The following is a 22,966-nucleotide window of genomic DNA, read 5'->3' on the forward strand; positions in this document are numbered from 1 at the left end:
CAGGAAATTTCTGTTCTTTCAGGGCATTCACAGCGCCTTAACGGTCCACGCGGGCGCTACCGCCGCCCGCGAGCTTGGCGACCTCGGCTCCTGTCACCATCGACGTGTCACCCGGTGTGGTCATCGCCAACGCGCCGTGCGCGGCGCCCAACTCGACCGCCTGTTGGAGCCCTTGCCCTGTGAGCAGGCCATACACCAGACCGGAGGCAAACGAATCCCCACCACCGACGCGGTCCATGATTTCGAGCCCAACTCGATGGGTCGCCTGCACGAGTCCGGTTTCGCGGGACCAGGCAACGGCGCCCCAGTCGTTGTTCGATGCGGAGTGAACGGTGCGCAGGGTCGTTCCGATCACGGAGAAGTTTGGGAACTCCTGCGCAACCTGGTTGATCATGTTGCGGAAACCCTCGATGGGGAGCGTGGTGAGGTTTTCGTCGACGCCCTCGACCTCGAACCCAAGTGCAGCGGTGAAGTCCTCTTCGTTGCCGATCATGACGTCCACGTACTTGGCGAGCTCACGGTTGACCTCGCGGGCACGGTCTTGACCACCAATCGAACTCCACAGGCTCGGACGGTAGTTCAGGTCATACGAGATACGAGTTCCGTTGGCCTTCGCTGCCTTCATCACAGCCAACGCTGTTTCCGCGCTCTGCTCCGACAACGCCGCGAAGATACCACCGGTGTGCAGCCAGCGCACACCCTGTCGACCAAACAGTTCGTCCAGATCGAAGTCCTGTGGGCGAACCTGCGAGATCGCGGTCTGGCCGCGGTAGGACACGCCTTTTGCACCACGCACCCCAAACCCGCGTTCGGTGAAGTTCAAGCCGTTGTAGGCGTTACGCCCAACGCCGTCGCTCTTGGCCCAGTGAATCCAGCGGTTGTCCACGCCTCCAGCCAGAATGAAGCCTTCGATGAGGCGGCCCACCTCATCATCCACGAAAGAACTGAGCACTGCGGCGGGAAGGCCAAAAACGCGGGACAGGCCACGGACAACGTTGTATTCGCCGCCACCCTCCCATGCCGTGAAGGATCGTGCCGTGCGGACGCGGAAGTCGCCTGGATCAAGGCGCAGCATGACCTCGCCGAGGCCAACCGCCTCGTAACGGCAGTCTTGGGAATCCCGAAGTTCAAGCACGCTCATGTCAGTTGTCTCCTTGAATAGCTGCAACGGCGTCGGTGCATAGTTGGCGAATAGTGTCGAATTCCCCGTCATTGATCAGGTTGGCTGGGACCATCCATGAGCCACCGACCGCGACAACGTTCTTGAGTGCGAGGTATTCGGCGATGTTTGTGGTGGAGACGCCTCCGGTGGGGATGAACGATACGTTGCCGAACGGCGCCCCGAGGGCCTTAAGCGCTGACGGGCCACCGTAGACGTTGGCGGGGAAGAACTTCAGGGTGGTCAGACCGAGTTCGAGCGCAGTCATGATCTCGCTTGGGGTGACGGCACCTGGAACGACGTCGATTCCGTGTTCCAGCGCGCGTTCAACCACGCGCGGGTTGAGTCCCGGGCTGACGATGAAGCGTGCCCCAACCTCCACTACCCGGTCAACCTGATCTGCGGTGATCACGGTTCCTGCACCCACGATTAGGTCTGGGTTCTTGGCCATCTCGGCAATCGAATCGAGCCCTGCTGCGGTGCGCAGGGTGACCTCGGCGACCGGGATTCCACCGGCCACGAGTGCTTCGCCCAGCGCTGCAGCACGCTCGGCCTGCTCAATAACGACGACCGGAACAATCCGGTTGTTCCCCAACTCCATGAGACACCTTCTGATAGATTTCACTGTGTGAAACGTACAGTTTCATTATTCACAAATAGAGTCCCACAGCACCGGAGCAAGTGCAAGGGCCATGCGAAAACTCCCCCAATCTCGGTGGGCTGTTTTTGGTCCGGGTGCTCGAAATTAATTTGCGCACCCGGACCAAAAACAGCCCACCGGTGCTCACCTTCGCGTCCAAGCACCGCCCGCCCTAAGCCCTCACTCAACAGCCGTTCTGATCCACAGAGTCCACTTGGCCACCAGGACAGTGACACAATTGCTGTGGAAACAGATAGGAAGGACCCTCATGGCCGAGTCACCGCGCATCGAGTCTGTGGACCGCGCTCTGCAACTGCTCATGACGCTTGCGGACGCCGGACCCGAAGGCGCTCCGCTCGCGGATCTCGCACAGGCAACGGGAATCAACAAGTCCACCGCCTACCGTCTGCTTTCCACGATGCGTCTACGTGGCTTCGCCGAACAGGACGGCGACCAGGGAAGCTATCGAATCGGTCCAGCGACCTTTGAACTAACCGAACGCAGTTTTGGCCCCCGTAATCTGGCAACAGCCATGCATCCGGCACTCGTCGCCCTTGCCCGCGAAACCAATGAACTCGTCCACTTTGGCGTGCTGACAGGCGATCGCATCCTGTATCTGGACAAGGTAGAACCCGAGCGTGCCATTCGCGTGTGGTCGGCTGTCGGCCAACGCATGCCCGTTGCAACAACTGCGATGGGCCGCGCATTGCTCGCGGCACGTAACGTGCCAGACCATCTGCTCGACAGCTACGTGGGTCAGGATAGTCCGACCAGCGCGAACGCTCTTCAGGCAGCCGTGCATCGGGCCCGCGAGCGCAACTACGCGCTCGAACACGGCGAGAACGAACCAGACGTGGCCTGCCTCGGCACCGCCATCATGCACGGCGACTCCCCCGTTGGTGCGCTATCGATCACCACTCTGGCAACGCGTATGACCCCTGAACGCGAGACCGAACTCGCCGAGATCATCACCCGCGAGATTCCGCCGCTCCTACCGCAGGGCCTTCATCTGCTGCTACGTAGTGTGTGAGCCCTTGGGTTTGGGAAGGAGACTGGCATGATCTCTCGGCGTGAACACCTCGATCTGTGCCTAGACGCCCTCGGCGCGCGCAGCGCCGGAGCAGTCATCGAAACGCCGTCGAGCATGTTGGTCCCGGTTTTTATTGCCGACGATTCCCCACTCCCATCCAGCATCTCCCCTGTGGTGGATGGTCGGGCTGAGCGGCAGCCATCTGGCCGGACGTGGATGTTGAAGTGTGCGTTTGGGCCGGAGGAACGCGCCGGGCTTGAGGTTCAATCCCGCTGGGCACATGGGATGGCTCCGATTGTTCTCCTCTGCGACACCCGGTGGGACGATGGGCCACGGGTTGCCCTCATGCCTGTCGGCGAACCGCTGGATCAGATGTCATTCCAGTCATCTACCGTGAGGCGGTTGTGCGATGCAGTGGCACGGCTACATAGTTCAACATCAGACGAGGGCGCCGGGCTTGAGTCCTTGGAAGACCGGTTCCGCGCCCTGCGCAACTACGACCCACGCGAGGTTGAACGGGCAACCAATATACCCAACAGCGCGGCAGTTGTTTCTCGCGCACGCGTCGATGCTGCCGAATTGTTCGCGTTCCCTATGGACCGGGTTGGCCTACACGGGGATGTGCATCACGGAAATCTGCTCCACTTTTCCGGCGAGCCGCAACCCTGGCTGTTCATCGATCCCAAGGGCGTGCTTGGCGAATCGCTGTTCGATTACGCGAACATCGTTTTCAATCCAGACGTGCTTGATCCGCAAACAGTTGAACGCTTCCCCGAACGCATCCAAACCATCGGACAGCACCTCCATGGACGCTACGGGTTTGACCTGAGCGAACGTTTCCTCCGCTGGGTGCGTGCCTATGGCTGCCTGTCAGCATCGTGGCATCTCGAAGACCGTTCACACAGGGCAGCGGCGGCAACCTTGAGGATTGCCGCCGTTGCCGATGCCCATATCGCCTGAGTGGAGGGATCAGCGGCCAATCTGTGGTTTTGTTCGTCAATCCGTGCCTCTGGTGAGCACGGAACAGCGCGGAAACCCACAGGTCGGCAAGATCACTTAACTGTGTAGACACTGTGTATCTGAGGTTTTTCCAGACAAAGGGCAATAGCGCGTCGATGTGTAGGGCGTACATCAACGAAAACGGTAGGAGAACCATCATGATTCAGCCGGTCACATCGACGGGAACCTCAACTGGAACCTCAGCTTCGTCCAATGCCTCCCAGATCGCATCAGCGCAGCGAGCCCTCAAACTCGCCCAGAAGGAACTTCAGGATGCGCAGCAAAAACTGGTCGAGGATACCGCGAACCAGGAAAGCGAAGAAACCCTTGCTGCTGATGCCGCAGCCGTCTCTGTTGCATCCGCATCCGTCACCATGGCCATGCAGCGCCTGAGCGAACTTCAGCAACAGGAAAGCGATTCGAGCACGTCGCAGGACTCACAGGAAGTCACGCCCACGACTCGCGAACAATCTGTGACTGACCCAGACTCTCTGTTCCATCACCTGGACGTTGATGCCTGAACCAGGCTCGATAACGGAAACCACTCTGTGGTTTTGCTCGGCGATCTGTGCCGCTGGTAGGCACGGGTCGGCGCGAAAACCCACAGATTGGCGAAGGTGAAGAAACCTGGGACTGCTCGGTCGCCGAGCAGTCCCGGCAATGTGCGCCCTAGTTGTCGCGTTCCGCCTGGCGCGCATCAGACTGCGCCAACTGCGCGAGTTGACGGTTGTATTCCTCGAGTTCGGTGTCCCCGTACTGCTCGACCTGACGGTCTCGGCGCCGGGCAGCACGCTCATCGGATGTGGCCCAACTGACGGCCACGATGATCGCCAACGAGAGGGTCGGGATTTCACCGATGCCCCATGCGATGGCTCCACCGCGCTGTTGATCTGCGATGGCGCTCTCGCCCCACGGCCTCCCCATGAGCCCGAACCAGTCGGCGGCGAGCAGGGTTTCGGAGGCCATCATGGTCACACCGAAGAAGGCGTGGAACACCATCGTGGATAGCAGGAGCACGAGACGTTGAGCGTATCCGGGCCGATTCGGGCCTGGATCGATGCCGATCAGTGCATTGGCGAAGAAGTAGCCTGCAAGCGTGAAGTGCACGATCATCGCCATGTGCCCAAGGTGGGTTTCCATCGCGAACTCGAACGCCGGCGTGTAGTAGAACAGGATCATCGAACCCGCGAAGTTCACTGCGGCAACGACCGGGTGGGAGAAGAACTGGCCATAGCGGGAGTGGATGATGCCGAGCAGCCACTCGCGTCCACCACGCGAGTCATCCTTGCGGGCGGGCACAGCACGCATCACCAAGGTGACCGGAGCAGCAAGGGTCAGCAGGATGGGGATCACCATCGCAAGCAGCATGTGCATGAGCATGTGTGCGGAGAACAGGACGGCACCGTACACGGCTGGACCACCTGAGGTCACCCAGAACATGATGATCATGCCGAGCGTCCAGGAGGCGGTACGCAACCACGACCACGAGTCGCCGCGCGCTCGCAGCCGCAGTACCCAGCGCCAGTACACAACGAGTCCTGCGATGCACAGGAATCCGAACAGCACGTCGAAGTTCCATTCGGTGAACCAGCGCGTAAAGGTCGGTTCGGGTGGCAGCTCGGAGCCTGTCAGCAGGTAGGCTGGCGAGGCATCGGGTGGCAGTTCGTCGGACTCGGGTGGAGCGGTTCCTCCGAGCGCCACGGCCACACCGGAAACGGCTCCCATCAGTAGTATCTCCGCACCAGCCAGACGCCAGAAGGCTGCGGGCAACATTCCGCGAGCGCCCTTCGGCGACAACCCCAACTGAGCCACAACGTGACGGCGGTGCAGCCACCCAAAGATTCCCAGCACAACAAACAGGCCGGTCTTTGCCAGGATGAGGCCCCCGTACTGGGTGTTCAGCCCGTCAAACCCGCCCACGCGGATGACGGCGCTCACGAATCCTGAGACGGCGACCAGCACGAATGCCCATCCGGCGATTGCGGAATACCGTGCGGTGATGGTTGCCAGATGGGATGCTGGCGTGGTTGGCATCAGGTAGAGGAGTGCGATCGTGGCGAGCGCGCCGATCCACACCGCGGCGGCGGCAAGATGCATGAACATGCCGGAGACTGCTTGCACGTGGTTTGCACCGCCTGAGGCGTGCCCCATGGAGGCGAGGAACGCGAACGCGGAGGCGGTGAGCGCGAGGGTCCACATGGCACCGATGGGGCGCGTCACCAGGAAACACAGGGTTGTCACCACTGCGGCGATCAGGAGGATCGTCAGCAGCACCTGGCCCGCCGGAATCCGCGAGACGAACACGAACCACTGCTCGCCGAACTGCGGATCGCTCAGGGGGATTCCCACCATGTTTGCGCCCACGAACAGCAGGCGTGCGAGCATGGCCAGGGTCCATCCGGCCGCGCCGCAGCCGGCAATCAGCATCGTGTTGCGGAAGGTTGTAGAGGCAGGCGCTACGTTCCTCCGGGCAGTCACGCGCTCAGGTGTCCGAGGTGTGCCTCCGGCTTCGCTTAGTTCAATGCGAGACTTCCTTGGCGGGCGAATCGCTTTGGCACGGCCGCCGCCAGGGACCACAAAAACCGCCAGGACAAGCGCACCGGCAGTCACAGCGATGAAGGCCTCGGTCAGGAGGGTCGAGACGCCGACCCCGTAGCGTACGACCGCACCGGGGTCGGCAAACCCCGGCTCGGCAAATGCTGCGGAGTAGGCTGCCGCTGCCACGAGCGCGAGCAATGCGACCACAACGAACCCACCGAGAGCCGTCACCACAAAACGTGAGGCAGTGGAACCAGAGGGGCGAGCGGGCGCGGAAACGTTCACTCCTTTACTGTATTGCCCCTACCTGATAGACACGAATTCCCCGCATTTCGGCATGTGTCACCTCTCATAACGCAGCAAGAAAACTGGCATACTGGCTACAGTTCACATGCGCCGTGCGGGTCCACCCCAATCCGCAGGCACCAGCCAATCCGGAAGGCAGCGACGTGTCACGAGGCCAAGGCAACATCACGACGAACGAGCTCGCCCACGCGAAAACTCTCATCGACCACATCAACACGATCTTCGACTCGAAGGTTGTGGGCCAGACCGAGTTGCGGGTCTCCCTCATCTCCACGCTGCTTGCGGGCGGGCACATCCTGCTCGAATCTGTTCCCGGTCTCGCCAAGACGACTGCCGCGGAAACGCTCGCTCAGGCTGTGAATGGTTCGTTCCACCGCATCCAGTGCACCCCGGACCTGATGCCCAATGACATCGTGGGTACTCAGATCTACAACTACGGCACAGGTTCATTCACGACTCAGCTTGGTCCGGTTCACGCCAACGTCGTGCTCCTCGATGAGATCAACCGTTCCTCCGCGAAGACCCAGTCCGCGATGCTCGAGGCGATGCAGGAACGGCAGACCACGATCGGTGGTACGGAGTATCGTCTGCCTGATCCGTTCATGGTGCTCGCCACCCAGAACCCCATCGAGGAAGAGGGCACGTACGTTCTGCCCGAGGCGCAGATGGACCGGTTCCTCATGAAGCAGATCCTGACCTACCCGAGTTCCACGGACGAGGTCGAGATTTTGGGCCGGGTCGCCACTGGCGCCCAGGATGCCCCCATCACTGCGAGCCGCGTGTCCATCAAGGACGTCAAATACCTGCAATGCCTAGTTGACCGCGTGTATGTGGACGATTCGATCAAGCAGTACATTGTTGACCTCATCAACACGACGCGTGGGCTTGGGTCCGTTGAGGTGCCGGGGCTGACCGAGCAGGTGCGTGTTGGGGCCTCCCCTCGCGGCTCGATCGCGCTCATGCGGGTCGCGCAGGCACTCGCTGTCCAGTCCGGCCGCGCGTTCGTGGTCCCCGATGACATCAAGTTGGTGCGGCACCGCGTGCTGCGGCACCGCATCGTGCGCACTTTTGACGCCCTTGCAAACAATGTCGCACCGGAGGAGATCATCGACGCCGTGTTCAACGCGGTTCCAGCCCCATAACACCGTTGCCTCGATTGCCGACGAGTCGGGCCGTTCCAGCGCATCACGCGCTGGCAGACCCTCGGCCCAGGCCCAGCCCACAGAACGTGAGGGCTGCTGGGACTGACCGGATCGTCGCCAAACTAAACTTGACGTGTTACGAACTTTCGTCCGTTGTCGTTCCGGTAGGTGTCTGCTCCACGAGACCCCTACACTTCACTTCACTATTTTGTCAGTAACAGAACCCAGGAGAGGAGACCGCCGATGGCCGATGTGGCGCGGCTCGCGCATCTGCGCGCGCACATTGAACTGCCCGTGCTCAAGCGTGCGGCAGGTCTCCTTGAGGGGTATCACCGCTCGATCTTCAAAGGGCACGGCCAGGACTTTGACGATCTGTCGCTGTATAGCCCCGGCGACGACGTGGGCGACATCGACTGGAAGTCGTCGGCGCGGGCGGGGCGCCCGATCATCCGCCGTTTCGCGCAGCACTCGAACCTGACGGTCGTTCTCGTTGCGGACACCGGCCGCAACATGGGTGCGATGTCCTCGGGCGGCATGCCCAAGAACGAGGTCGCGATGTACCTCGCAAGCATTGCCGCGTATGTGGCCAGGGACCGTGGCGACCGCGTTGCCCTGGTGGCCGGAGACAAGGGGCGGGTCACGCAACTACCACCGCGAGCCAGCACGCAGGACCTTGAGGTCATGCTGACGATCCTGGACTCGATGTACTCGATTGACGCTCCGCCGAGTTCCCTGAACATCCCGTTGGCCAGGGCGCTGACGTTCATCAAGCGTCGGTCGTTGATCATCGTCATCACCGACGAGGTGCGGCCATCCGCCGAACACGAAACGCTCCTGCGCAGATTGCGGGTCAAGCACGAGGTCCTCGTGTTGAACGTATCCGACGCCTCACCGTTCGTCGGGGCCAGGCTCGAAGGAAACCCGCGCGTTGCCGATGTGGACCGCTCGATCAACCTGCCCAAGTTCATGGGAAAGAACTCCCGCGTGCAACGCGAAGCTGGTCAGCATGTGCGTGCCCAACGCGAGGAAACTGAAGCCATGCTGAAACGCAACGGAATCGTGAATGTCGTGGTCGACTCAACCGCAGACGCCATCCAACGGTTCGCCCTCGCCGTCCGCAGACAGCAGCACCTGAGTTAGGCGGTCACGACATGCTTCCGCTCATCGACCCGACAGCCTACAGCCCACTGTGGTGGGTTGCCATTGGCGTGCTCGTGGCGCTGTTCCTCGGCTGGCTCGTGGCCATTCCCTTCCTGACACGTGGGCGAGCCGCCCGCAACTACAACGAACTGCTCGTGCCACGGGAGCCACCTCGCACCCTGCAGGATATCTATCGCGACCGGATTCTGGCACTGGGCGACTCACTCACCGCCCAGGAGATCACCGAACGCGAGATGCACCTGCAACTGTCCGAACTCGTGCGCGAGTTCGTCACCGCACGCACCGGCATCACCGCGAAGACCATGACGTATTCAGATCTGGTCGCAGACGAACGCACCGAGAAGGTTGCCTTCGTCATCGCGCAGTTCTACCACCCCGCCTTCTCGAGTTCCGGCTCCCTCGAAGACTGGAACCCCGCCGAGGAACCCCAACCGATCACGCTTCGCAACGCGCTGTTGGTGGTGGATCACCTGTGAATCAGTCATCCGTTTCCCACATTCTGTCCTGGCCGTGGGCCATTGCCGTCATCCTTGGGTGCGCCCTCGCGGCCTGTCTGACGGTGGCGGTCATGTCGCGGCGGGGCTCTCGGCGCCGTGCGGACACCTCAGCGAAGCTCGGCGCGGCGGATGCGATCTGGGTCGCCAACTCCTCATATGTCAGGGACCTCCCCCAGTTCAAGCGCCAACTGCGCAAATATCGTCTGTTCCAGGCTCTTGGCGCGCTCAGCCTGACCGTTGCGCTCGTGGGCGGTTCGTTCCTCGTGGCACGGCCCGTCACCGTGACTGTCTCCGACCCGCGTATGGCCAACCGCGACATCGTGCTGTGCCTGGACATCTCCGGGTCCATGCTCTCGTACGACCGCGAACTCGTGAACGTGTTCTCCACGCTCGTGGACTCCTTTGTCGGTGAACGCATCGCATTGTCGATCTTCAACACCACCTCGCGCACCGTGTTTCCGTTGACCGACGACTACGGAATGGTCAAAGAGCAGCTATCCGAGGCATACGATGCGCTCCACCCGCGAGCGCTCACGGGAAACCCGCAGGCCCTCGCCAAATACGAGTACTTCACGGCCGGGGCCAACGCCAACCTCGGAGTCGGGTCATCCCTCATCGGAGATGGTCTTGCAAGTTGCGCACTACAGTTCGAGACCGCCGACACCGGCCTGTCCGGTTCCACCGGAGAACCGCGGTCACGGTCAATCATCTTCGCAACCGACAACGACCTCGAAGGCGAACCAGTGTATTCCCTCAAGGACGCGGCTGATCTTGCCTCCGAGCTCGATATCTCACTCATCGGGATCTATGGTTCGGGAAGTACCGACCTCGCCGGCGAAGAGGAGTTCGATCAGGTATTCACCGAGGCCGGAGGCATGTACTTCTACTCAAACGACCCGATCATGATCGACTCAATCGTCACGGACATACAGTCGCGTCAGGCCGTGGAACACGATGCTGCACCCGTTATTACCCGGACCAACACCGTTGGTCCCTGGTTGATCGTCATGATCGCCGGGTTTGCGGGCTTCCTCGCTGTCGCGTGGAGGTTGGGCGAATGATCTTTGACCCGCTCTTCCCACTGCTCCCCTACGCCATCGTCGTTGGCATTCTTGCCGTGGCGTTCATCGTGTACGCGGTCCGGCAGGTGCGCACGAGCGATCTCGGACGTGGAGCCTGGCTACGGCGCGGTGCGATCTTTGCGCTTATCGCGCTGATCGGGTTCGGTCCAGCGGTCCTGGAGGAGACCTCGGAGTCTGTGCGTATCAACCTTGACGTGTATCTGGTGGTCGACCGCACCGGTTCCATGGCCGCCGAGGACTACCAGGACGAACAACCACGCCTGGAGGGAGTGCGCGCAGACATTGCGACGCTGACGGAAGAGCTGGGTGGGGCACGATTCTCAGTCGTATCGTTTGACTCCACCGCAAGCCGTCAACTCCCCCTCACCACCGACGTCGGGGCACTGCGCGATTGGGCGCACACCATGAACCAAGAGATCACGATCTACTCCTCCGGCTCCAACCTGAACCGGGTACTCGGTGACCTCACGATCCTGTTGGAACGAGGACGCGAGAACAACCCCCTCAACAAGCAGCTCGTGTTCATCATGTCCGATGGAGAGAACACCTCGGATGAACCACGCACCGACTTCAAGCACCTTGCACCGCTCATCGATGGAGGTGCGGTTCTCGGCTACGGAACCGCTGAGGGTGCCCGGATGAAACGCTACGATCCACTGCTCGATGACGACAGTTACATCCTGGACCATTCCGGTTCCTCGCCTACCGTTGCGATCTCCAAGATTGACGAGGCCGAGCTAGAGGCTCTCGCCTCCGAACTCGGTATTGAATACCTGCATCGCACCGAACCCGGTGCCCTCAGCTCCGTCACCGCAGGCCTCGAATCCGAACTCGTCGCAACCCAGGGTTCACGGGCCATCATGATCCCGCAACTGGTCGTGTGGCCATTCGCCGTACTTACGTGCCTCCTCATGCTGTGGGAACTGACCGCAGCAACCTCACGGATGTCCAGGGTGGTGGGGTGACATGACAGGAAGACGAACCAAACGGGTGCGTACAGAAGGACAGGTTGCGCTGCGGAAGATGCGCAGACGCTGGTACCTGTGGTCGATACTGCCGGGACTGCTCATCCTTGGTGCCATCGCCTACGTTTCCTACATCATCCAGTGGAATGCCTACGGACTCGAAAAGTATCAGGAAGACGACCTCAGGAACTCCATCTGGAGTTTCCAGCACACCGATACGTGGCTCCCCGCCGAACGATGGGTACACCCGTACAACATCGCCACAGCGCAGACACGTCAGGGCGCTTACAGAGGTGCCGCCTCCAACTTCGAACGCGCCGAAGCACTTGCCCCCGCGCTCGATCCGAACGAGTCTTTCGTTGACTATCCGGCATCCATGCTTCCCCCCATGTGTAAGATCCGGGTCAACCACGCAGCCGTGTACTACCACCAAGCCGAAGCCGCGCGCAAAGAAGCAAACCTGTTCTGGGATGTCGTCAATGCCAACCATGACACTGGCCAGCGGGCAAGTTCCAGAGAAAAGTTCGAGGAACTCATGAAAGCAGCGCGTGAGCACCTTGAGCAGGCCGTCGAGTACTACACATCCGCATCAGAAGCATTTGGCAAGGCGGCCATGCTCTTGGACGAGTATCAGTGCACAGACCCAGCGCTGGTTGAAGACCTCCGCGAACAGAAAGATTTCGTAGACAACCGGATCTCCATCGCCGAGGAACTCCAAGAGCCAGAATGGCGCCCACGCAACACCCCACAAGACCCTGACCAGCCCACGGACCCAGACAACCCCACGGATGACCCGTCGAATCCACCGGCAGACGACGACCCCTCGGACGAGCCCTCCGATGAACCATCGCAGTCGCCCGATGATGAGGAACCATCTGATGAACCGGGCGAAGGCGACAGTGAGCGGCCCGAGCAGAACAACTACACCCCTGAAGAGCTGGACCGCCAACAGCAACTTCAAGAGCGCAACAAGAACGGCACCGTGCAGCGCGAAGAGGCCGAAGGAAGCGCCAACCCAGAACCGCCATCAACCAAGCAGTGGTGACATTCGGGCATTAAGCGAGCACAGAATGCGAGTGGGTGCGCACCCAATTGGATGCGCACCCACTGTCCATATTACGCCCTATCAGGACGCTTTAAGTGTGCTGATATCAGCAATGAAATACTCAACCTGGCGATGCTGTCCAACCATCACCCGCTCAACCCCGATGGTGGTGTCATTGACGCACACGAGTTTGTCAAAGGTACCTCTCATGATGTCAATTCCAGGTGGCTGAGACAGCATCCGCACCCCATGTTCCGGGTCCCACGTACGGAAATTCTCCAACTCGTAGTCGATACCCGAACCGGCGTGTTCACTGGCCCAAAACACCATACCGCCGCAGGTCTTTTCAGTACCCGTCGACCCGATACCGGCATCGCCAGTTACCTCAGCAATCGTAGCGTGCATCTGATTCTCCGTGTAACTAAGGGCACCGTCCTCGTCAGGGGTTTCCATGTCTGACCACACCGCTGTATTCGCGCTGGCAAGCCCCCGCATCACACAATCAGCACCCGGAACCGCTTCAGGAGTATCAGACCCGTCCACTAACCGATAGAGCTTATTGCATCGAAACTCATCTTGATTCGGAGCAATCCGAAAATCTGTTGTCATCCACGAGACAGTCGACCCGTCAGCAAACAGCCACGCCAAACCTGCCTCGTCATCCTTGAGGCATGTGATCTGGTGACGTTCTAGATCACCACCGGAGCGCACGCCACGGTACAGACACATAGCATCCGTGTCATCTCTGGTGATGAAGTACAACGCGTCACCGGCAACCACTGCCTCAGCAACCCATTCGCTTCCGGTAGTCACTGCAAGCACGCGAGCCGTTTTCTCTCCCGGTGTCCACACCTCCAACTGATAAGGAGGTTCCAGCCCTCCCTCAATCGAAGCGAAAATAAGAACATCGCCACCCCACAAGGTGGTCTCTTGCACCAAGCGTTGGTTACCGCGCTCAAGCGTTGAAACCTTCCCATCAGCAGTTGTGTGCGTCAAAGAAACTTCACCGTCAGCGGTCACAGTCTGTGTCACCATTGCCGTATCACCATAGGTTTTAACGGCAAAATCCGTATCCGGGTTTTCCACCCGCAACACCGACTTCCAGCCCGCCTCCACCAACGTAGGCTCTGCAACTACGGGAGACTGCGACGAAGACGGCTCTTCTGAAAGTGATGAGGATACCCTCGGGTCGGAAGAAGTCGGTGGCTGTGCAGCAACAGGCCCTGACCCACCCGAAGTGCAGCCTGAAAGCATCAACATCACCACAACACCGAGGGCCCCTAGACCGGCAGGACTCTTCTTCATGGTCAGTACCCGATCGTGTGCAGTGCGGTGGTGGTTCCGACTGTCGTCGATTCCAATGCTTGCTTCCACTTGATGGTTTTGTAGCCAGCGCTGTTCGCGCCCTTAGGGTTACCCTTTGAGTCCTTACCCATGAAGTCAGCCTCGTTGTACACTTCGATAAACTTCACGTGTGTATTGGTGTAGCCGTAGCCGACTTGGAAGTGACCTCCGTGGTCAAACTTGAGGTAACAAAGAACTTCTTGTGAAGCTTGGGGTGCAAAACGATCGCGCGGTTACCCTTGATACGCGTTTTGTAGTGGACTTTGAAGTCACTCTCCGACATCTTGCTGACGTTGAGCACTTTGTACTTCGAGCCTGACTTTAACCATGACTTGTTCTTGTTGATCTCGGCAACAATGTTGGACAGACCCGTCCCTGAGAATTCGGTGGTGCCCAACGCATTGGCCCACGTAGCCTGCTTCTTGGTGACCCCGTTAGCCCCGGCAATCAACGCGAGCGATGCTGGTCCGCAGTAATAGTCCTTGGTCTGCTTATAGGATGATGCCTTCAAGCCCGTCAAACCTGACACCTCAGTTCTCAAGACTGGTGGGGTTTTAACAACGTTTTGTGGTGAGATGAGTCCTTTGGCTGCCGGCTCTTCAACGTCAACTAGGAGTTCTTCTGGCCCGATGCTCTCACGAGCATCTACCAGTTGAGCGTTCTGATGAGTTTTAAGTTCGGCTGGACTCATTGCAAGCAATTCGGTGACCATGGCTTCCACGCTGGTGTCACCTCCCGAATTCGGGATGGGCTTCCCCACGGCGTCCGCAAACTCGGCGCGTACGATCTTCTCGGTTTCAGGGTCGATGAAGCCCATATCGGTGCAGAAATTCTCGCCACCGATGGTCTCACACACAAAAAGATCATCCACATTCGGCGCCGCAGTGGCACTCGGAGCCGCGAGAATGTTCAGAAGAATACCGGCTGCTGCAATTGCGGCAGCGCGATGATTGGAAAGAGAACGCAAGTTTTTGTCCTGGATTTGAAAAAGGGTGCTGTTCACAGCAAGTATCCCGATCGTACGCACAGGTCAAAAACTGGCACAAGGGACCCACCTAAGCTCGTGCTTCATTGTCATATCCCGGTAGCACACAATCTAGAGCATCTAGCGGCCACAAGGCACAATCAGGCATTATGAAAACCGTGGCGTCAGATTCCACCCATCCCACACGGCAAGACACTGTAGTGCAAATCTGGGACATTTTGTCTGGTAATGGCCACATAAACGCGCCCTCTTATCTGCTTTTCGGTTAACCAAAGTGCACCAAACCGTGCCCTAACGCTGAAGGTTGCCGGATCGTCGGCAATAAAAACGGGCTGGGCAGTCGAAGTCCTCGACTGCCCAGCCCTCGCCCCCTGCGGACTCAACGGCTACTCACGTTGACGCGCATACACCGCGCGCTGGAGCAGCACGAAAATCAACAGGATACCCCCGGTGATGATCGTCGTGGCGGCCGGATCGACCCCGCCGTCTCGTGTGATCAGGACGTTCATCAGGCCCAATACGAGAGCACCGATCACCGAACCAAGCACGTAACCCACACCACCGGTCAACAGCGTGCCGCCAATGACGGTTGCGGCAATCGCGTCAAGCTCCCACCCGATACCCGTGATGTTCTGCGCGATACCCAAACGTGAGGTGTACACGACCGCAGCAAGCCCAGACAGCGAGCCACTGATCACGTACACCCACATCTTGGTGCGATGCACGGGCAACCCCATCAACTGTGCCGACTGCTCCGAACCGCCAATCGCATAGACCGTACGGCCCGTGCGAGTGCGATGCAGCACGAAGAACGCAGCCACAACCACGAGAACCGCGATAATCACGCCCGGCGTGACGGTCAGGTCGTTCACCTTGGGGCCGTCGATAATCTTGAAGTTGGAAGCCAGCAAACGAATTGGAGCGTCATCGTCCAGGCGCTCGGGGACCGTACTCAGCATCGAGGCCAGACCACGTGCAAGGAACATCATCGCGAGTGTCGCGATGAACGGTTGCACATTGAAATACTGCACCAGAACACCCGAGACCAGACCGAACGTGGCCCCAATCAGCACCATGAGGACCGCGACGACCCAGTCATTCCAACCAGAATTGATGAGCATCACGCCGGAAACGGAGGAAAACGCGATCACCGCGCCCACGGACAGGTCAATCCCACCTGTGATGATCACGAACGTCATCCCCACCGCGATGATGATGAGTGGCGCATTGTTGATGAGTAGATTCGAGATCGTGCTCATATGCAAGATACGGCCATAGGCCGCCTGTCCGTAGATCACCATCGCAGTGAAGATCACAACCGCCGCCAGCGTGGGCAGTAGATCGACGCGCGTGCGGACCCACTGAGCCAGGGAACTCCGTGTCGTCACCCGCTCTTGAGCCGGAGCAATTGAAGTGCTCATGCTGCCACCAACTCCTTCTTCTCAGTTTTATTCTGTCCCTGTGCCAGACCGCGGCCACGGAACAAAGCCCTTACCCGCTCGGATTGCAACAGACACAGCGCCACAATCACGATCGCCTTGAATGCCGGGGTCGCAGAGGACGAGATACCCAGGAACACAACCGTCTTGTCGAGTGTCGCAATCAGCAGCGAACCGACAAAGGCACCGGAGAGGCTGAACTTTCCACCCGCCAACGAGGTGCCGCCGATGACGACTGCGAGGATCGCATCCAATTCCATCTGATAGCCGGTCCGCGACACATCCACCGTCATCACCGAGGCGGTCGCAAACACGCCCGCTATCCCGGCAAGCACACCCGAAGTCGAGTACACCATCAACAGCAGGCCCTTCCGGTTCACACCCGCAAGCCGGGCTGCCCTCGGGTCCATCCCGATCGCCTCGATCATCAGGCCCAACGCCGAACGCCGCACCAGAATACCGACCGCAATCACCACGAGAACCGCGATCAGGAACACAACCGGCAACCCAAACACGTAGCCGTTCGCAATCCAGCGAAACGAGCCATTGGTGGCCGCGGTGTTCTGGCCACCGGTGATCACCTTTGCGATACCGCGACCAGCAAGCATCATGACGAGCGTTGAGATAAACGGCTGCAGGCCCACTATGGAGACCAAGAATCCGTTGAATGCACCCAAGAACGCTGCAATGACCAGAGCCAATATGAGAGCGCCGAGGGCGGCTCCAAGCGTGTTGTCCGCGCTCTTCAACGTCTCCATCGAGACCGCACCAGCAACCACCATGAGCGAGCCCACTGAGAGGTCGATACCGGAGGTGGCAATGACCAGGCACATGCCGACAGCGATCATCATGATCGGGGCCGCAGCACGCAGAATGTCGATCAGGTTACCCACCAGATTCCCGTTTGCCTCGCTCACAGTGATGCTCAAATAGGTGGGGTCCTTCAGTACATTGATCCCCAGCAGCAGAACAATGGCGATGATGCCCCAAAAGTACTGCTTCCGCACCAAGTTCGATATGCCTTGGCCGATCTTGGACATTACGTCACTCATCTTCTGGCCTCCTCGCCAGGTACAGGGGCTTCAACCGCATCCTGCTTGACTTCGCCCTCACGTGCGATGGTCGTGACAATCGACTCTGCCGTCACCGACTCATCATTAGTGAGTTCCGCGATCTTCCTATGGTCCTTGAGCACCACGATACGGTCACTCAGGCGAACCACCTCTTCGAGTTCGGATGAGATGAACACGACCGTGACCCCGTCATCAGCCAGCTCAATGACGCGCTCCTGGATCTCCGCCTTGGCCCCGACATCGATGCCTCGGGTTGGCTCATCGAGGATAAGGATCTCCGGCCTCGTAGCAAGCCACCGTCCCAGAAGTACCTTCTGCTGGTTACCGCCCGACAGGTTCTTGATGGCCCGGTCAGGGTCCGCTGGACGCACCCTGAGTTCGTGTAGGTACTTGTTCACGATCTCATCCGACTCGCGCTTGGACAACGGTTTGGCCCAACCACGCTTGGCCTGCACCGCAAGGATCAGATTCTCGCGCACGCTGAGATCCCGAATGATGCCCTCATCGCGCCGGTTCTCACTTGAGAATGCGAGGCGCTTGCGCAACGCCTGGGATGGCGAGTACACCTCCGTGGCCTGGCCCTTGATCTCGACCTCACCGGCCTCCGGCTTATCAGCACCGTAGAGCAGCCGCGCCAACTCGGTTCGGCCCGAACCCAGGAGCCCTGCGAGCCCAACTACCTCACCAGGGAACAGGTCAAGGTCGACTGGTTCAACAGCACCCTGCTTGGACAGGCCTTTCGCACTGTAGATGGGCTTTCCCCCATGCTCGTGGTTACGCACGGCAGACTGCTTGTCCAACGACCGCAGTGTCTCCAGGTCCTTGCCGATCATCTTCGCGATCAGCTCCGTGCGGTCAAGTTCGTGGGTGAGATACTCGCCCACGAAGGTTCCGTTGCGTAGCACCGTCAATCGGTCGCTGATCGCATACACCTGGTCCAGGAAGTGCGACACAAATAAGATTGCAACGCCATCATCTCGCAGCCTGCGGATCACCGAGAACAACTGCTCGACCTCAACCGAGTCAAGCGACGATGTCGGCTCATCCAGGATGAGCACCCTCGTGTCCGTGACCATCGCACGGGAGATCGCGACCAATTGCTGCAGCGCGATCGACAGCGACGACAGTGGCGCCCGCGGGTTGAGGTCGCCCAGTCCGAGCTTCTTCAGGTTCTCCACCGCAGCGGTGTTCGTGGCCTTCCAGTTGATACCTGTGGCTCCGCGCACCTCGTTGCCCAACATGACGTTCTCACCGATTGTCAGGTTCGTGCACAGGTTGACCTCTTGGTAAACGGTTGAGATCCCAGCGGATTGCGCATCGGCGGTGCCGTTCAACCTGATCTGGTTACCCTCAAGGAAGACCGCGCCCGCATCGATTCGGTACACACCGGTGAGAGCCTTGATCAGCGTGGACTTTCCCGCGCCGTTCTCGCCCATGAGAGTGTGTACCTCCCCGGGAAACAACCGGAAGTCGACGGCGTCGAGCGCTTTCACGCCCGGGAAAGTGATGGAGATACCCTTCATCTCCACGATTGGGGACGATTGTGACATCGTACGCTCCTACCTTCGTACGGTGGATCAGATCCACTCGCTCGAAATATGGGTGTGGGGCCTTACACGCGCGCAAGGCCCCACCGTGTGTTGTGTGGAACGACTAACCGCTAGAACTTACGGTCTGGAAGTACCTCAGCGGCGATCTCCGGGGAGTCGAAGGTTGCTGACTCGGCGATGATGTAGGAGTCAACCTGCTCACCGTTGAGGACCTTCTTCACCGCGTTGACAGCCACGTCACCGAACATTGGGTTGTACTCGGCGACAAAGCTCAGGCGTCCATCCGCCAGGGCCTGGAGCGCACCCGTGGTGCCGTCGATCGTGGCGATCTTGACGTCCTCTCCTGGCTTCAGGCCTGCTTCCTCAACGGCCTGTGCCGCGCCAAGCCCCATCTCGTCGTTCTGTGCAAAGACGAGTTGGACGTCGTTGTTGTTGGACTTCAGGACCGTTTCGAAGACGCTCTTCGCTTCTTCCGTGGACCAGTTGGCGGTCTGCGCGCCAATCTTGTTGAACTGTGACTCACCGCCGATGACTGCGTCCCAACCCTTGTTGCGTTCGTTGACCACGGAGACACCTGCTGGACCTTCAAGCACGAAGTAGTTACCGCCGTCTGGTAGTGCCGACTTGGCCCATTCTGCAACGGACGTGGACACCGCAATGTTGTCCGGCGCGATGCGGGTCACGTACAGATCGGTGTTGTCTGGTTCGATTCCGCGGTCGATCAGGATGACCGGGATCTCTGCTTCCTGAGCGCGTTTGAGGGAGTCCTCCCAACCTGATCCCTCGGTCGCGGACAGCAGGATCACGTCAACGTCCTCGTCCACGAATGAGGTGAACGCGTCGATCTGTGACTTCTGGTCAAGGCTGACAGCGGGAGCGTACTTCAGGTCGAAACCGGCATCCTTGCTAAACGAGTCCTGGATGTTTCCCTCGTTCGCCTGACGCCAGGCTCCCTCTGGGCCAACGGCGACAAAGCCGACCGTGATGAGTTCTCCACTGTTGCCTCCGGCGCTGGTGTTGGTGTCATCCGTGCCTGTGGTGTCGTCACCGGAGCATGCCGTCAGGCTGAGCGCCAGTGCTCCTGCAGCCGCCAGGCTGAGGAATTTGGTGAATCGGGTACGTGCAGTCATATCTCCTCCTCGAGATGTGCTGAATCTGTTGTGGGTTGTACGTGTAAGTGCGCCGTACAGGTCGCGCATGTGTTCGGGTAGGACCGCTTCAGTGCGGGTTCCGTCGAGCGCATGTCCTGAATGTTACCGGGAACATTTTTTGAACTGCAAGAGGTCAAAGATTAAGGTTTGGTCTCGGCATAGAGAATTGTTCCGCAGGTCAGGGGATGTTTTATGGAACAGCCGTGGTGAACGGGCCTGAAGTTCGCGGTGCGGAAACCTTGGAACAACGAAAAAGTTTCTTGGAACATGCCCGCGATTCACCCCGGAGTTCAGAACCCGTCCTCATTCGCGGCAGCGATCAGTTCCACAACGGTGTCCACGGTGACCCCCGGACCGTTGCGCAACTCCCCTATCTTTCCTCGATCCTTCAAGACCACGATCCGGTCGCAGATGCGCACGACCTCTTCAAGATCAGACGAGATGAACACGACCGCCATACCCTCATCGGCGAGCTTGGCGATTCGACGTTGAATCTCGACCTTGGTCGAGATATCGATACCCTTCGTCGGCTCATCGAGAATCAACACGCGCGGCTGCGTGGCAAGCCATCGTGCCAGGAGGATCTTCTGCTGCGTGCCACCGGACAGCGCACGCGCCGGAGTGTGCGGATCGATCTCGGACATGTTCAGCATCTCAAGGTAGTGCTGTAGCGAGTCCTCGGCCTCCGCTTTCGAGATCGGGGCTCGCCATCCCCGTAACGCCTGAAGTGCAAGCAACATGTTGTCGCGAACGTCCATGTCCGCGATGATGCCATCGTCCATCCGTGACTCAGTTGACATGGCGATCCGGTGCCGAATGCCTGTCCCCGGTCCGTGATAGCGAACCCTCTGCCCATCGAGTACCACGACCCCGGTGTCTGCACTGTAGACACCGGCGAGTAGGTTCGCGAGTTCCGTGCGCCCGGATCCCCGCAACCCTGCGAAACCGACGATCTCACCCTCGTGAATTGAGAAGTCAGTCGGTTCCACCACTCCAGTCAACCCAAGGCTGACCGCCTCAAGGGCGACTTCGCCCTCTGGATCATGCTGATGTTCCCGGCGCTCTGCGCCAAGTAGTTTCAGGCTTTCAATGTCCTCGCCGAGCATCATCGAGATGAGGTCGGTTCGGTCGAGTTCCCTCGTTGGGAAATCCCCCACGTTCATGCCGTCGCGCAACACGGTCATCCGGTCTGAGATGGCATACGCCTGTTCAAGGAAATGCGAGATGAAGACGATTGCCACGCCCTTTTCGCGCAGTGCCCGAATAACGGTGAACAGACGTTTCACGTCCTCTACCTCAAGGCTGGAGGTAGGTTCGTCAAGGAGCAGCACGCGAGGCTGAGCCACCATCGCCCGGGCAATGGCGACGAGTTGCTGCGTGGGTGGAGCCAGTCTCGACAGGCGGGTGTCCAGGTCAAGCTCCGCGAGGCCCAACTCACCCAACTGTTCCAGGGCGCGGGCCTTGGTTGCCTTCCAGTCGATCCCGAGGGGGCCGCGGATCTCACGTCCCAGCATGACGTTCTCAGCCACGGTCAGGGTCGGACCGAGGTGGATGTCTTGGAACACCACCGCGATTCCGGCAGCCAGTGCCTCCACCGGCGATTTGAACACCTGGTTCACGCCATCGACCGTGAGCGTGCCACTATCCGGTTGAACCACACCGTTCAACACCTTTATGAGGGTCGATTTCCCCGCCCCGTTTTGACCCATGATCGCGTGCACCTCACCTGGATGCAGATCAAGATCTACGTTGCACAGTGCTCGCTGCCCGTCGAACGACACCGTGATCGAACGCAGTTGGACAAGTGGGACTCGAGGGTCAGCGTTCACGATATCCCTCCAACCGGTGCCGTGGACTCGCGGACGATCAACTCGATCCCGACGGTCGTCCGCTGGGGGATCTCGTGTCCCTCCGCCGCTGCGGTCAGCACCTCGACGGTCTTGGCTCCGAGCGCGTCAAAGTCCTGACGCACCGTGGTCAACGGAGGGATGGTGTGCCGCGAGGTGGGGATGTCATCGAATCCGACCACGGAGATGTCCTTGGGAACCTCGTATCCGAGATCGTGAAAGCCGTGCAGCAACCCGAGTGCCATCGAGTCGTTTGCCGCGAAGATGGCGGTGTACTCGGGTTTTCGCTTCATGCTCCTCACGAAGTCGTAGCCGAAGTCCGCGCTCCAGTCTCCAACGACGATGGGGCGCTCTTTGAAACCCCACTGACGGGCACGGGCGTGGAAGGCTCGTTCACGGGTACGCGCATCCAGCCAGTCAAGCGGCCCTGCCAGGTGGAGAACATCGCGGTGCCCACGTTGCGCAAGGTGATCGACCACGAGTTCCGCGCCGAGTTGCTGGTCCACACTCACCGTCAGGAAGTTCGGATCGGAACTCCCCTTGATGACCAGGGTTGGGACACCCAGTGAGATCTTGCGGAGGGCGGCCACGGAGGAGGAGCGCGGCGCGATGACGCATACGGCATCTATGCCCTGGCTGATCAGATAGTCCACCGCGTCCTGGGCTGCGAGCGCTCCATGTTCGGAGAGGGGCACCGAGGTGACTCCGTAGCCTGCGTTGCGGGCAGCGTCCTCGACGGCCCGTAGCGTGTACAGGGGACCGAACTCACGCGCGCTTTCTATCATGACCCCGATGCGCCGGTTCTTTTGCGTTGCAAGCGCCCGTGCGGCGGTGTTTGGCCGGTAATTGAGCTGCTCGATGACCTCAAGCACCTTTTTCCGGGTCGATTCCTTGATGTTCGGGTGGTCGTTGAGCACTCGGGACACGGTCATGTGCGATACGCCGGCGACAGCGGCAACCTGCCGGATGTTGGGCTTGCCACCCGGTGTCGTGTCGTTCATCAGTTGTGTCCT

The 22,966-nt window shown here is 59.8% G+C and carries 21 protein-coding genes; 9 read left to right on the forward strand and 12 right to left on the reverse strand.

What is annotated here, in order from left to right; all coding sequences use genetic code 11:
* Positions 1-37 precede the first annotated feature (37 nt).
* Positions 38-1,141 (reverse strand): sugar kinase, encoded by a 1,104-nt coding sequence (locus ACFSYH_RS07140; RefSeq protein WP_377466163.1) that lies wholly within the window; start codon positions 1,139-1,141, stop codon positions 38-40.
* Position 1,142: 1 nt separating this feature from the next.
* Positions 1,143-1,760, reverse strand: a complete 618-nt coding sequence (gene eda, locus ACFSYH_RS07145) for a bifunctional 4-hydroxy-2-oxoglutarate aldolase/2-dehydro-3-deoxy-phosphogluconate aldolase (RefSeq protein WP_377466164.1) — start codon at positions 1,758-1,760, stop codon at positions 1,143-1,145.
* A gap of 307 nt (positions 1,761-2,067) precedes the next feature.
* Here eda and ACFSYH_RS07150 point away from each other — a divergent pair, with 307 nt between their 5' ends.
* The 3 genes from ACFSYH_RS07150 (at position 2,068) to ACFSYH_RS07160 (ending at position 4,349) form a co-directional block, all read left to right on the forward strand.
* The gene (locus ACFSYH_RS07150; RefSeq protein ID WP_377466165.1) at positions 2,068-2,829 is read left to right on the forward strand and encodes an IclR family transcriptional regulator; all 762 of its coding nucleotides are present in this window, start codon (positions 2,068-2,070) and stop codon (positions 2,827-2,829) included.
* Positions 2,830-2,856: 27 nt separating this feature from the next.
* Positions 2,857-3,789, forward strand: coding sequence for an aminoglycoside phosphotransferase family protein (locus ACFSYH_RS07155; protein WP_377466166.1), 933 nt, complete (start codon positions 2,857-2,859; stop codon positions 3,787-3,789).
* A 197-nt stretch (positions 3,790-3,986) separates the two neighbouring features.
* Positions 3,987-4,349: a hypothetical protein gene (locus tag ACFSYH_RS07160; protein ID WP_377466167.1), complete on the forward strand. Its 363-nt coding sequence runs from the start codon at positions 3,987-3,989 to the stop codon at positions 4,347-4,349.
* A 148-nt stretch (positions 4,350-4,497) separates the two neighbouring features.
* Here the strand turns inward: ACFSYH_RS07160 and ACFSYH_RS07165 are convergent, their stop codons facing one another.
* On the reverse strand, positions 4,498-6,651 hold the full coding sequence (locus tag ACFSYH_RS07165; RefSeq protein WP_377466168.1) for a cytochrome c oxidase assembly protein: 2,154 nt from the start codon (positions 6,649-6,651) through the stop codon (positions 4,498-4,500).
* Between the two features lie 164 nt (positions 6,652-6,815).
* Between ACFSYH_RS07165 and ACFSYH_RS07170 the strand changes: the two genes are divergently transcribed.
* The 6 genes from ACFSYH_RS07170 (at position 6,816) to ACFSYH_RS07195 (ending at position 12,564) form a co-directional block, all read left to right on the forward strand.
* Entirely contained in the window at positions 6,816-7,814 is a 999-nt protein-coding gene (locus tag ACFSYH_RS07170) for an AAA family ATPase (RefSeq protein ID WP_377466169.1), read from the forward strand.
* A gap of 243 nt (positions 7,815-8,057) precedes the next feature.
* Positions 8,058-8,954, forward strand: a complete 897-nt coding sequence (locus ACFSYH_RS07175) for a DUF58 domain-containing protein (RefSeq protein ID WP_377466170.1) — start codon at positions 8,058-8,060, stop codon at positions 8,952-8,954.
* 11 nt (positions 8,955-8,965) lie between these two features.
* Entirely contained in the window at positions 8,966-9,451 is a 486-nt protein-coding gene (locus ACFSYH_RS07180; protein ID WP_377466171.1) for a hypothetical protein, read from the forward strand.
* Positions 9,448-10,533, forward strand: a complete 1,086-nt coding sequence (locus tag ACFSYH_RS07185; RefSeq protein ID WP_377466172.1) for a vWA domain-containing protein — start codon at positions 9,448-9,450, stop codon at positions 10,531-10,533. The genes ACFSYH_RS07180 and ACFSYH_RS07185 overlap by 4 nt, the downstream gene beginning before the upstream one ends.
* A complete protein-coding gene (locus ACFSYH_RS07190) occupies positions 10,530-11,519 on the forward strand; it encodes a vWA domain-containing protein (RefSeq protein ID WP_377466173.1) in 990 nt (329 codons plus the stop codon). Before ACFSYH_RS07185 ends, ACFSYH_RS07190 begins: the two co-directional genes overlap by 4 nt.
* Position 11,520: 1 nt before the next feature.
* Positions 11,521-12,564, forward strand: a complete 1,044-nt coding sequence (locus ACFSYH_RS07195; protein ID WP_377466174.1) for a hypothetical protein — start codon at positions 11,521-11,523, stop codon at positions 12,562-12,564.
* Positions 12,565-12,645: 81 nt separating this feature from the next.
* On the opposite strand, the gene ACFSYH_RS07200 is transcribed toward ACFSYH_RS07195, so the two are convergent.
* The 9 genes from ACFSYH_RS07200 to ACFSYH_RS07240 form a co-directional block, all read right to left on the reverse strand.
* Positions 12,646-13,869 (reverse strand): hypothetical protein, encoded by a 1,224-nt coding sequence (locus tag ACFSYH_RS07200; RefSeq protein WP_377466175.1) that lies wholly within the window; start codon positions 13,867-13,869, stop codon positions 12,646-12,648.
* Between the two features lie 2 nt (positions 13,870-13,871).
* Positions 13,872-14,036: a hypothetical protein gene (locus tag ACFSYH_RS07205; protein ID WP_377466176.1), complete on the reverse strand. Its 165-nt coding sequence runs from the start codon at positions 14,034-14,036 to the stop codon at positions 13,872-13,874.
* A complete protein-coding gene (locus tag ACFSYH_RS07210; RefSeq protein ID WP_377466177.1) occupies positions 14,033-14,875 on the reverse strand; it encodes a hypothetical protein in 843 nt (280 codons plus the stop codon). Before ACFSYH_RS07210 ends, ACFSYH_RS07205 begins: the two co-directional genes overlap by 4 nt.
* 404 nt (positions 14,876-15,279) lie before the next feature.
* Positions 15,280-16,314, reverse strand: coding sequence for an ABC transporter permease (locus ACFSYH_RS07215; protein WP_377466179.1), 1,035 nt, complete (start codon positions 16,312-16,314; stop codon positions 15,280-15,282).
* Positions 16,311-17,384: an ABC transporter permease gene (locus ACFSYH_RS07220; protein ID WP_377466180.1), complete on the reverse strand. Its 1,074-nt coding sequence runs from the start codon at positions 17,382-17,384 to the stop codon at positions 16,311-16,313. Before ACFSYH_RS07220 ends, ACFSYH_RS07215 begins: the two co-directional genes overlap by 4 nt.
* Positions 17,381-18,955: a sugar ABC transporter ATP-binding protein gene (locus ACFSYH_RS07225; protein ID WP_377466181.1), complete on the reverse strand. Its 1,575-nt coding sequence runs from the start codon at positions 18,953-18,955 to the stop codon at positions 17,381-17,383. Before ACFSYH_RS07225 ends, ACFSYH_RS07220 begins: the two co-directional genes overlap by 4 nt.
* A 110-nt stretch (positions 18,956-19,065) precedes the next feature.
* On the reverse strand, positions 19,066-20,085 hold the full coding sequence (locus ACFSYH_RS07230) for an ABC transporter substrate-binding protein (protein ID WP_377466182.1): 1,020 nt from the start codon (positions 20,083-20,085) through the stop codon (positions 19,066-19,068).
* Positions 20,086-20,396: 311 nt separating this feature from the next.
* Complete coding sequence (locus tag ACFSYH_RS07235) at positions 20,397-21,935, reverse strand: sugar ABC transporter ATP-binding protein (RefSeq protein WP_377466184.1); 1,539 nt, start codon at positions 21,933-21,935, stop codon at positions 20,397-20,399.
* A complete protein-coding gene (locus ACFSYH_RS07240) occupies positions 21,932-22,954 on the reverse strand; it encodes a LacI family DNA-binding transcriptional regulator (protein ID WP_377466186.1) in 1,023 nt (340 codons plus the stop codon). Before ACFSYH_RS07240 ends, ACFSYH_RS07235 begins: the two co-directional genes overlap by 4 nt.
* Positions 22,955-22,966: the final 12 nt, after the last annotated feature.

Origin of the sequence: Populibacterium corticicola, from assembly GCF_042683685.1 — a bacterium.
Lineage (GTDB): Bacteria > Actinomycetota > Actinomycetes > Actinomycetales > Cellulomonadaceae > Timonella > Timonella corticicola.

Excerpts from the sequence above, each read along its gene's own strand:
- ACFSYH_RS07140 (WP_377466163.1), bottom strand. The coding sequence starts at position 1,141 with ATGAGCGTGCTTGAACTTCGGGATTCCCAAGACTGCCGTTACGAGGCG.
- eda (WP_377466164.1), bottom strand. The coding sequence starts at position 1,760 with ATGGAGTTGGGGAACAACCGGATTGTTCCGGTCGTCGTTATTGAGCAG.
- ACFSYH_RS07150 (WP_377466165.1), top strand. The coding sequence starts at position 2,068 with ATGGCCGAGTCACCGCGCATCGAGTCTGTGGACCGCGCTCTGCAACTG.
- ACFSYH_RS07155 (WP_377466166.1), top strand. The coding sequence starts at position 2,857 with ATGATCTCTCGGCGTGAACACCTCGATCTGTGCCTAGACGCCCTCGGC.
- ACFSYH_RS07160 (WP_377466167.1), top strand. The coding sequence starts at position 3,987 with ATGATTCAGCCGGTCACATCGACGGGAACCTCAACTGGAACCTCAGCT.
- ACFSYH_RS07175 (WP_377466170.1), top strand. The coding sequence starts at position 8,058 with ATGGCCGATGTGGCGCGGCTCGCGCATCTGCGCGCGCACATTGAACTG.
- ACFSYH_RS07180 (WP_377466171.1), top strand. The coding sequence starts at position 8,966 with ATGCTTCCGCTCATCGACCCGACAGCCTACAGCCCACTGTGGTGGGTT.
- ACFSYH_RS07190 (WP_377466173.1), top strand. The coding sequence starts at position 10,530 with ATGATCTTTGACCCGCTCTTCCCACTGCTCCCCTACGCCATCGTCGTT.
- ACFSYH_RS07195 (WP_377466174.1), top strand. The coding sequence starts at position 11,521 with ATGACAGGAAGACGAACCAAACGGGTGCGTACAGAAGGACAGGTTGCG.
- ACFSYH_RS07200 (WP_377466175.1), bottom strand. The coding sequence starts at position 13,869 with ATGAAGAAGAGTCCTGCCGGTCTAGGGGCCCTCGGTGTTGTGGTGATG.
- ACFSYH_RS07215 (WP_377466179.1), bottom strand. The coding sequence starts at position 16,314 with ATGAGCACTTCAATTGCTCCGGCTCAAGAGCGGGTGACGACACGGAGT.
- ACFSYH_RS07220 (WP_377466180.1), bottom strand. The coding sequence starts at position 17,384 with ATGAGTGACGTAATGTCCAAGATCGGCCAAGGCATATCGAACTTGGTG.
- ACFSYH_RS07225 (WP_377466181.1), bottom strand. The coding sequence starts at position 18,955 with ATGTCACAATCGTCCCCAATCGTGGAGATGAAGGGTATCTCCATCACT.
- ACFSYH_RS07230 (WP_377466182.1), bottom strand. The coding sequence starts at position 20,085 with ATGACTGCACGTACCCGATTCACCAAATTCCTCAGCCTGGCGGCTGCA.
- ACFSYH_RS07240 (WP_377466186.1), bottom strand. The coding sequence starts at position 22,954 with ATGAACGACACGACACCGGGTGGCAAGCCCAACATCCGGCAGGTTGCC.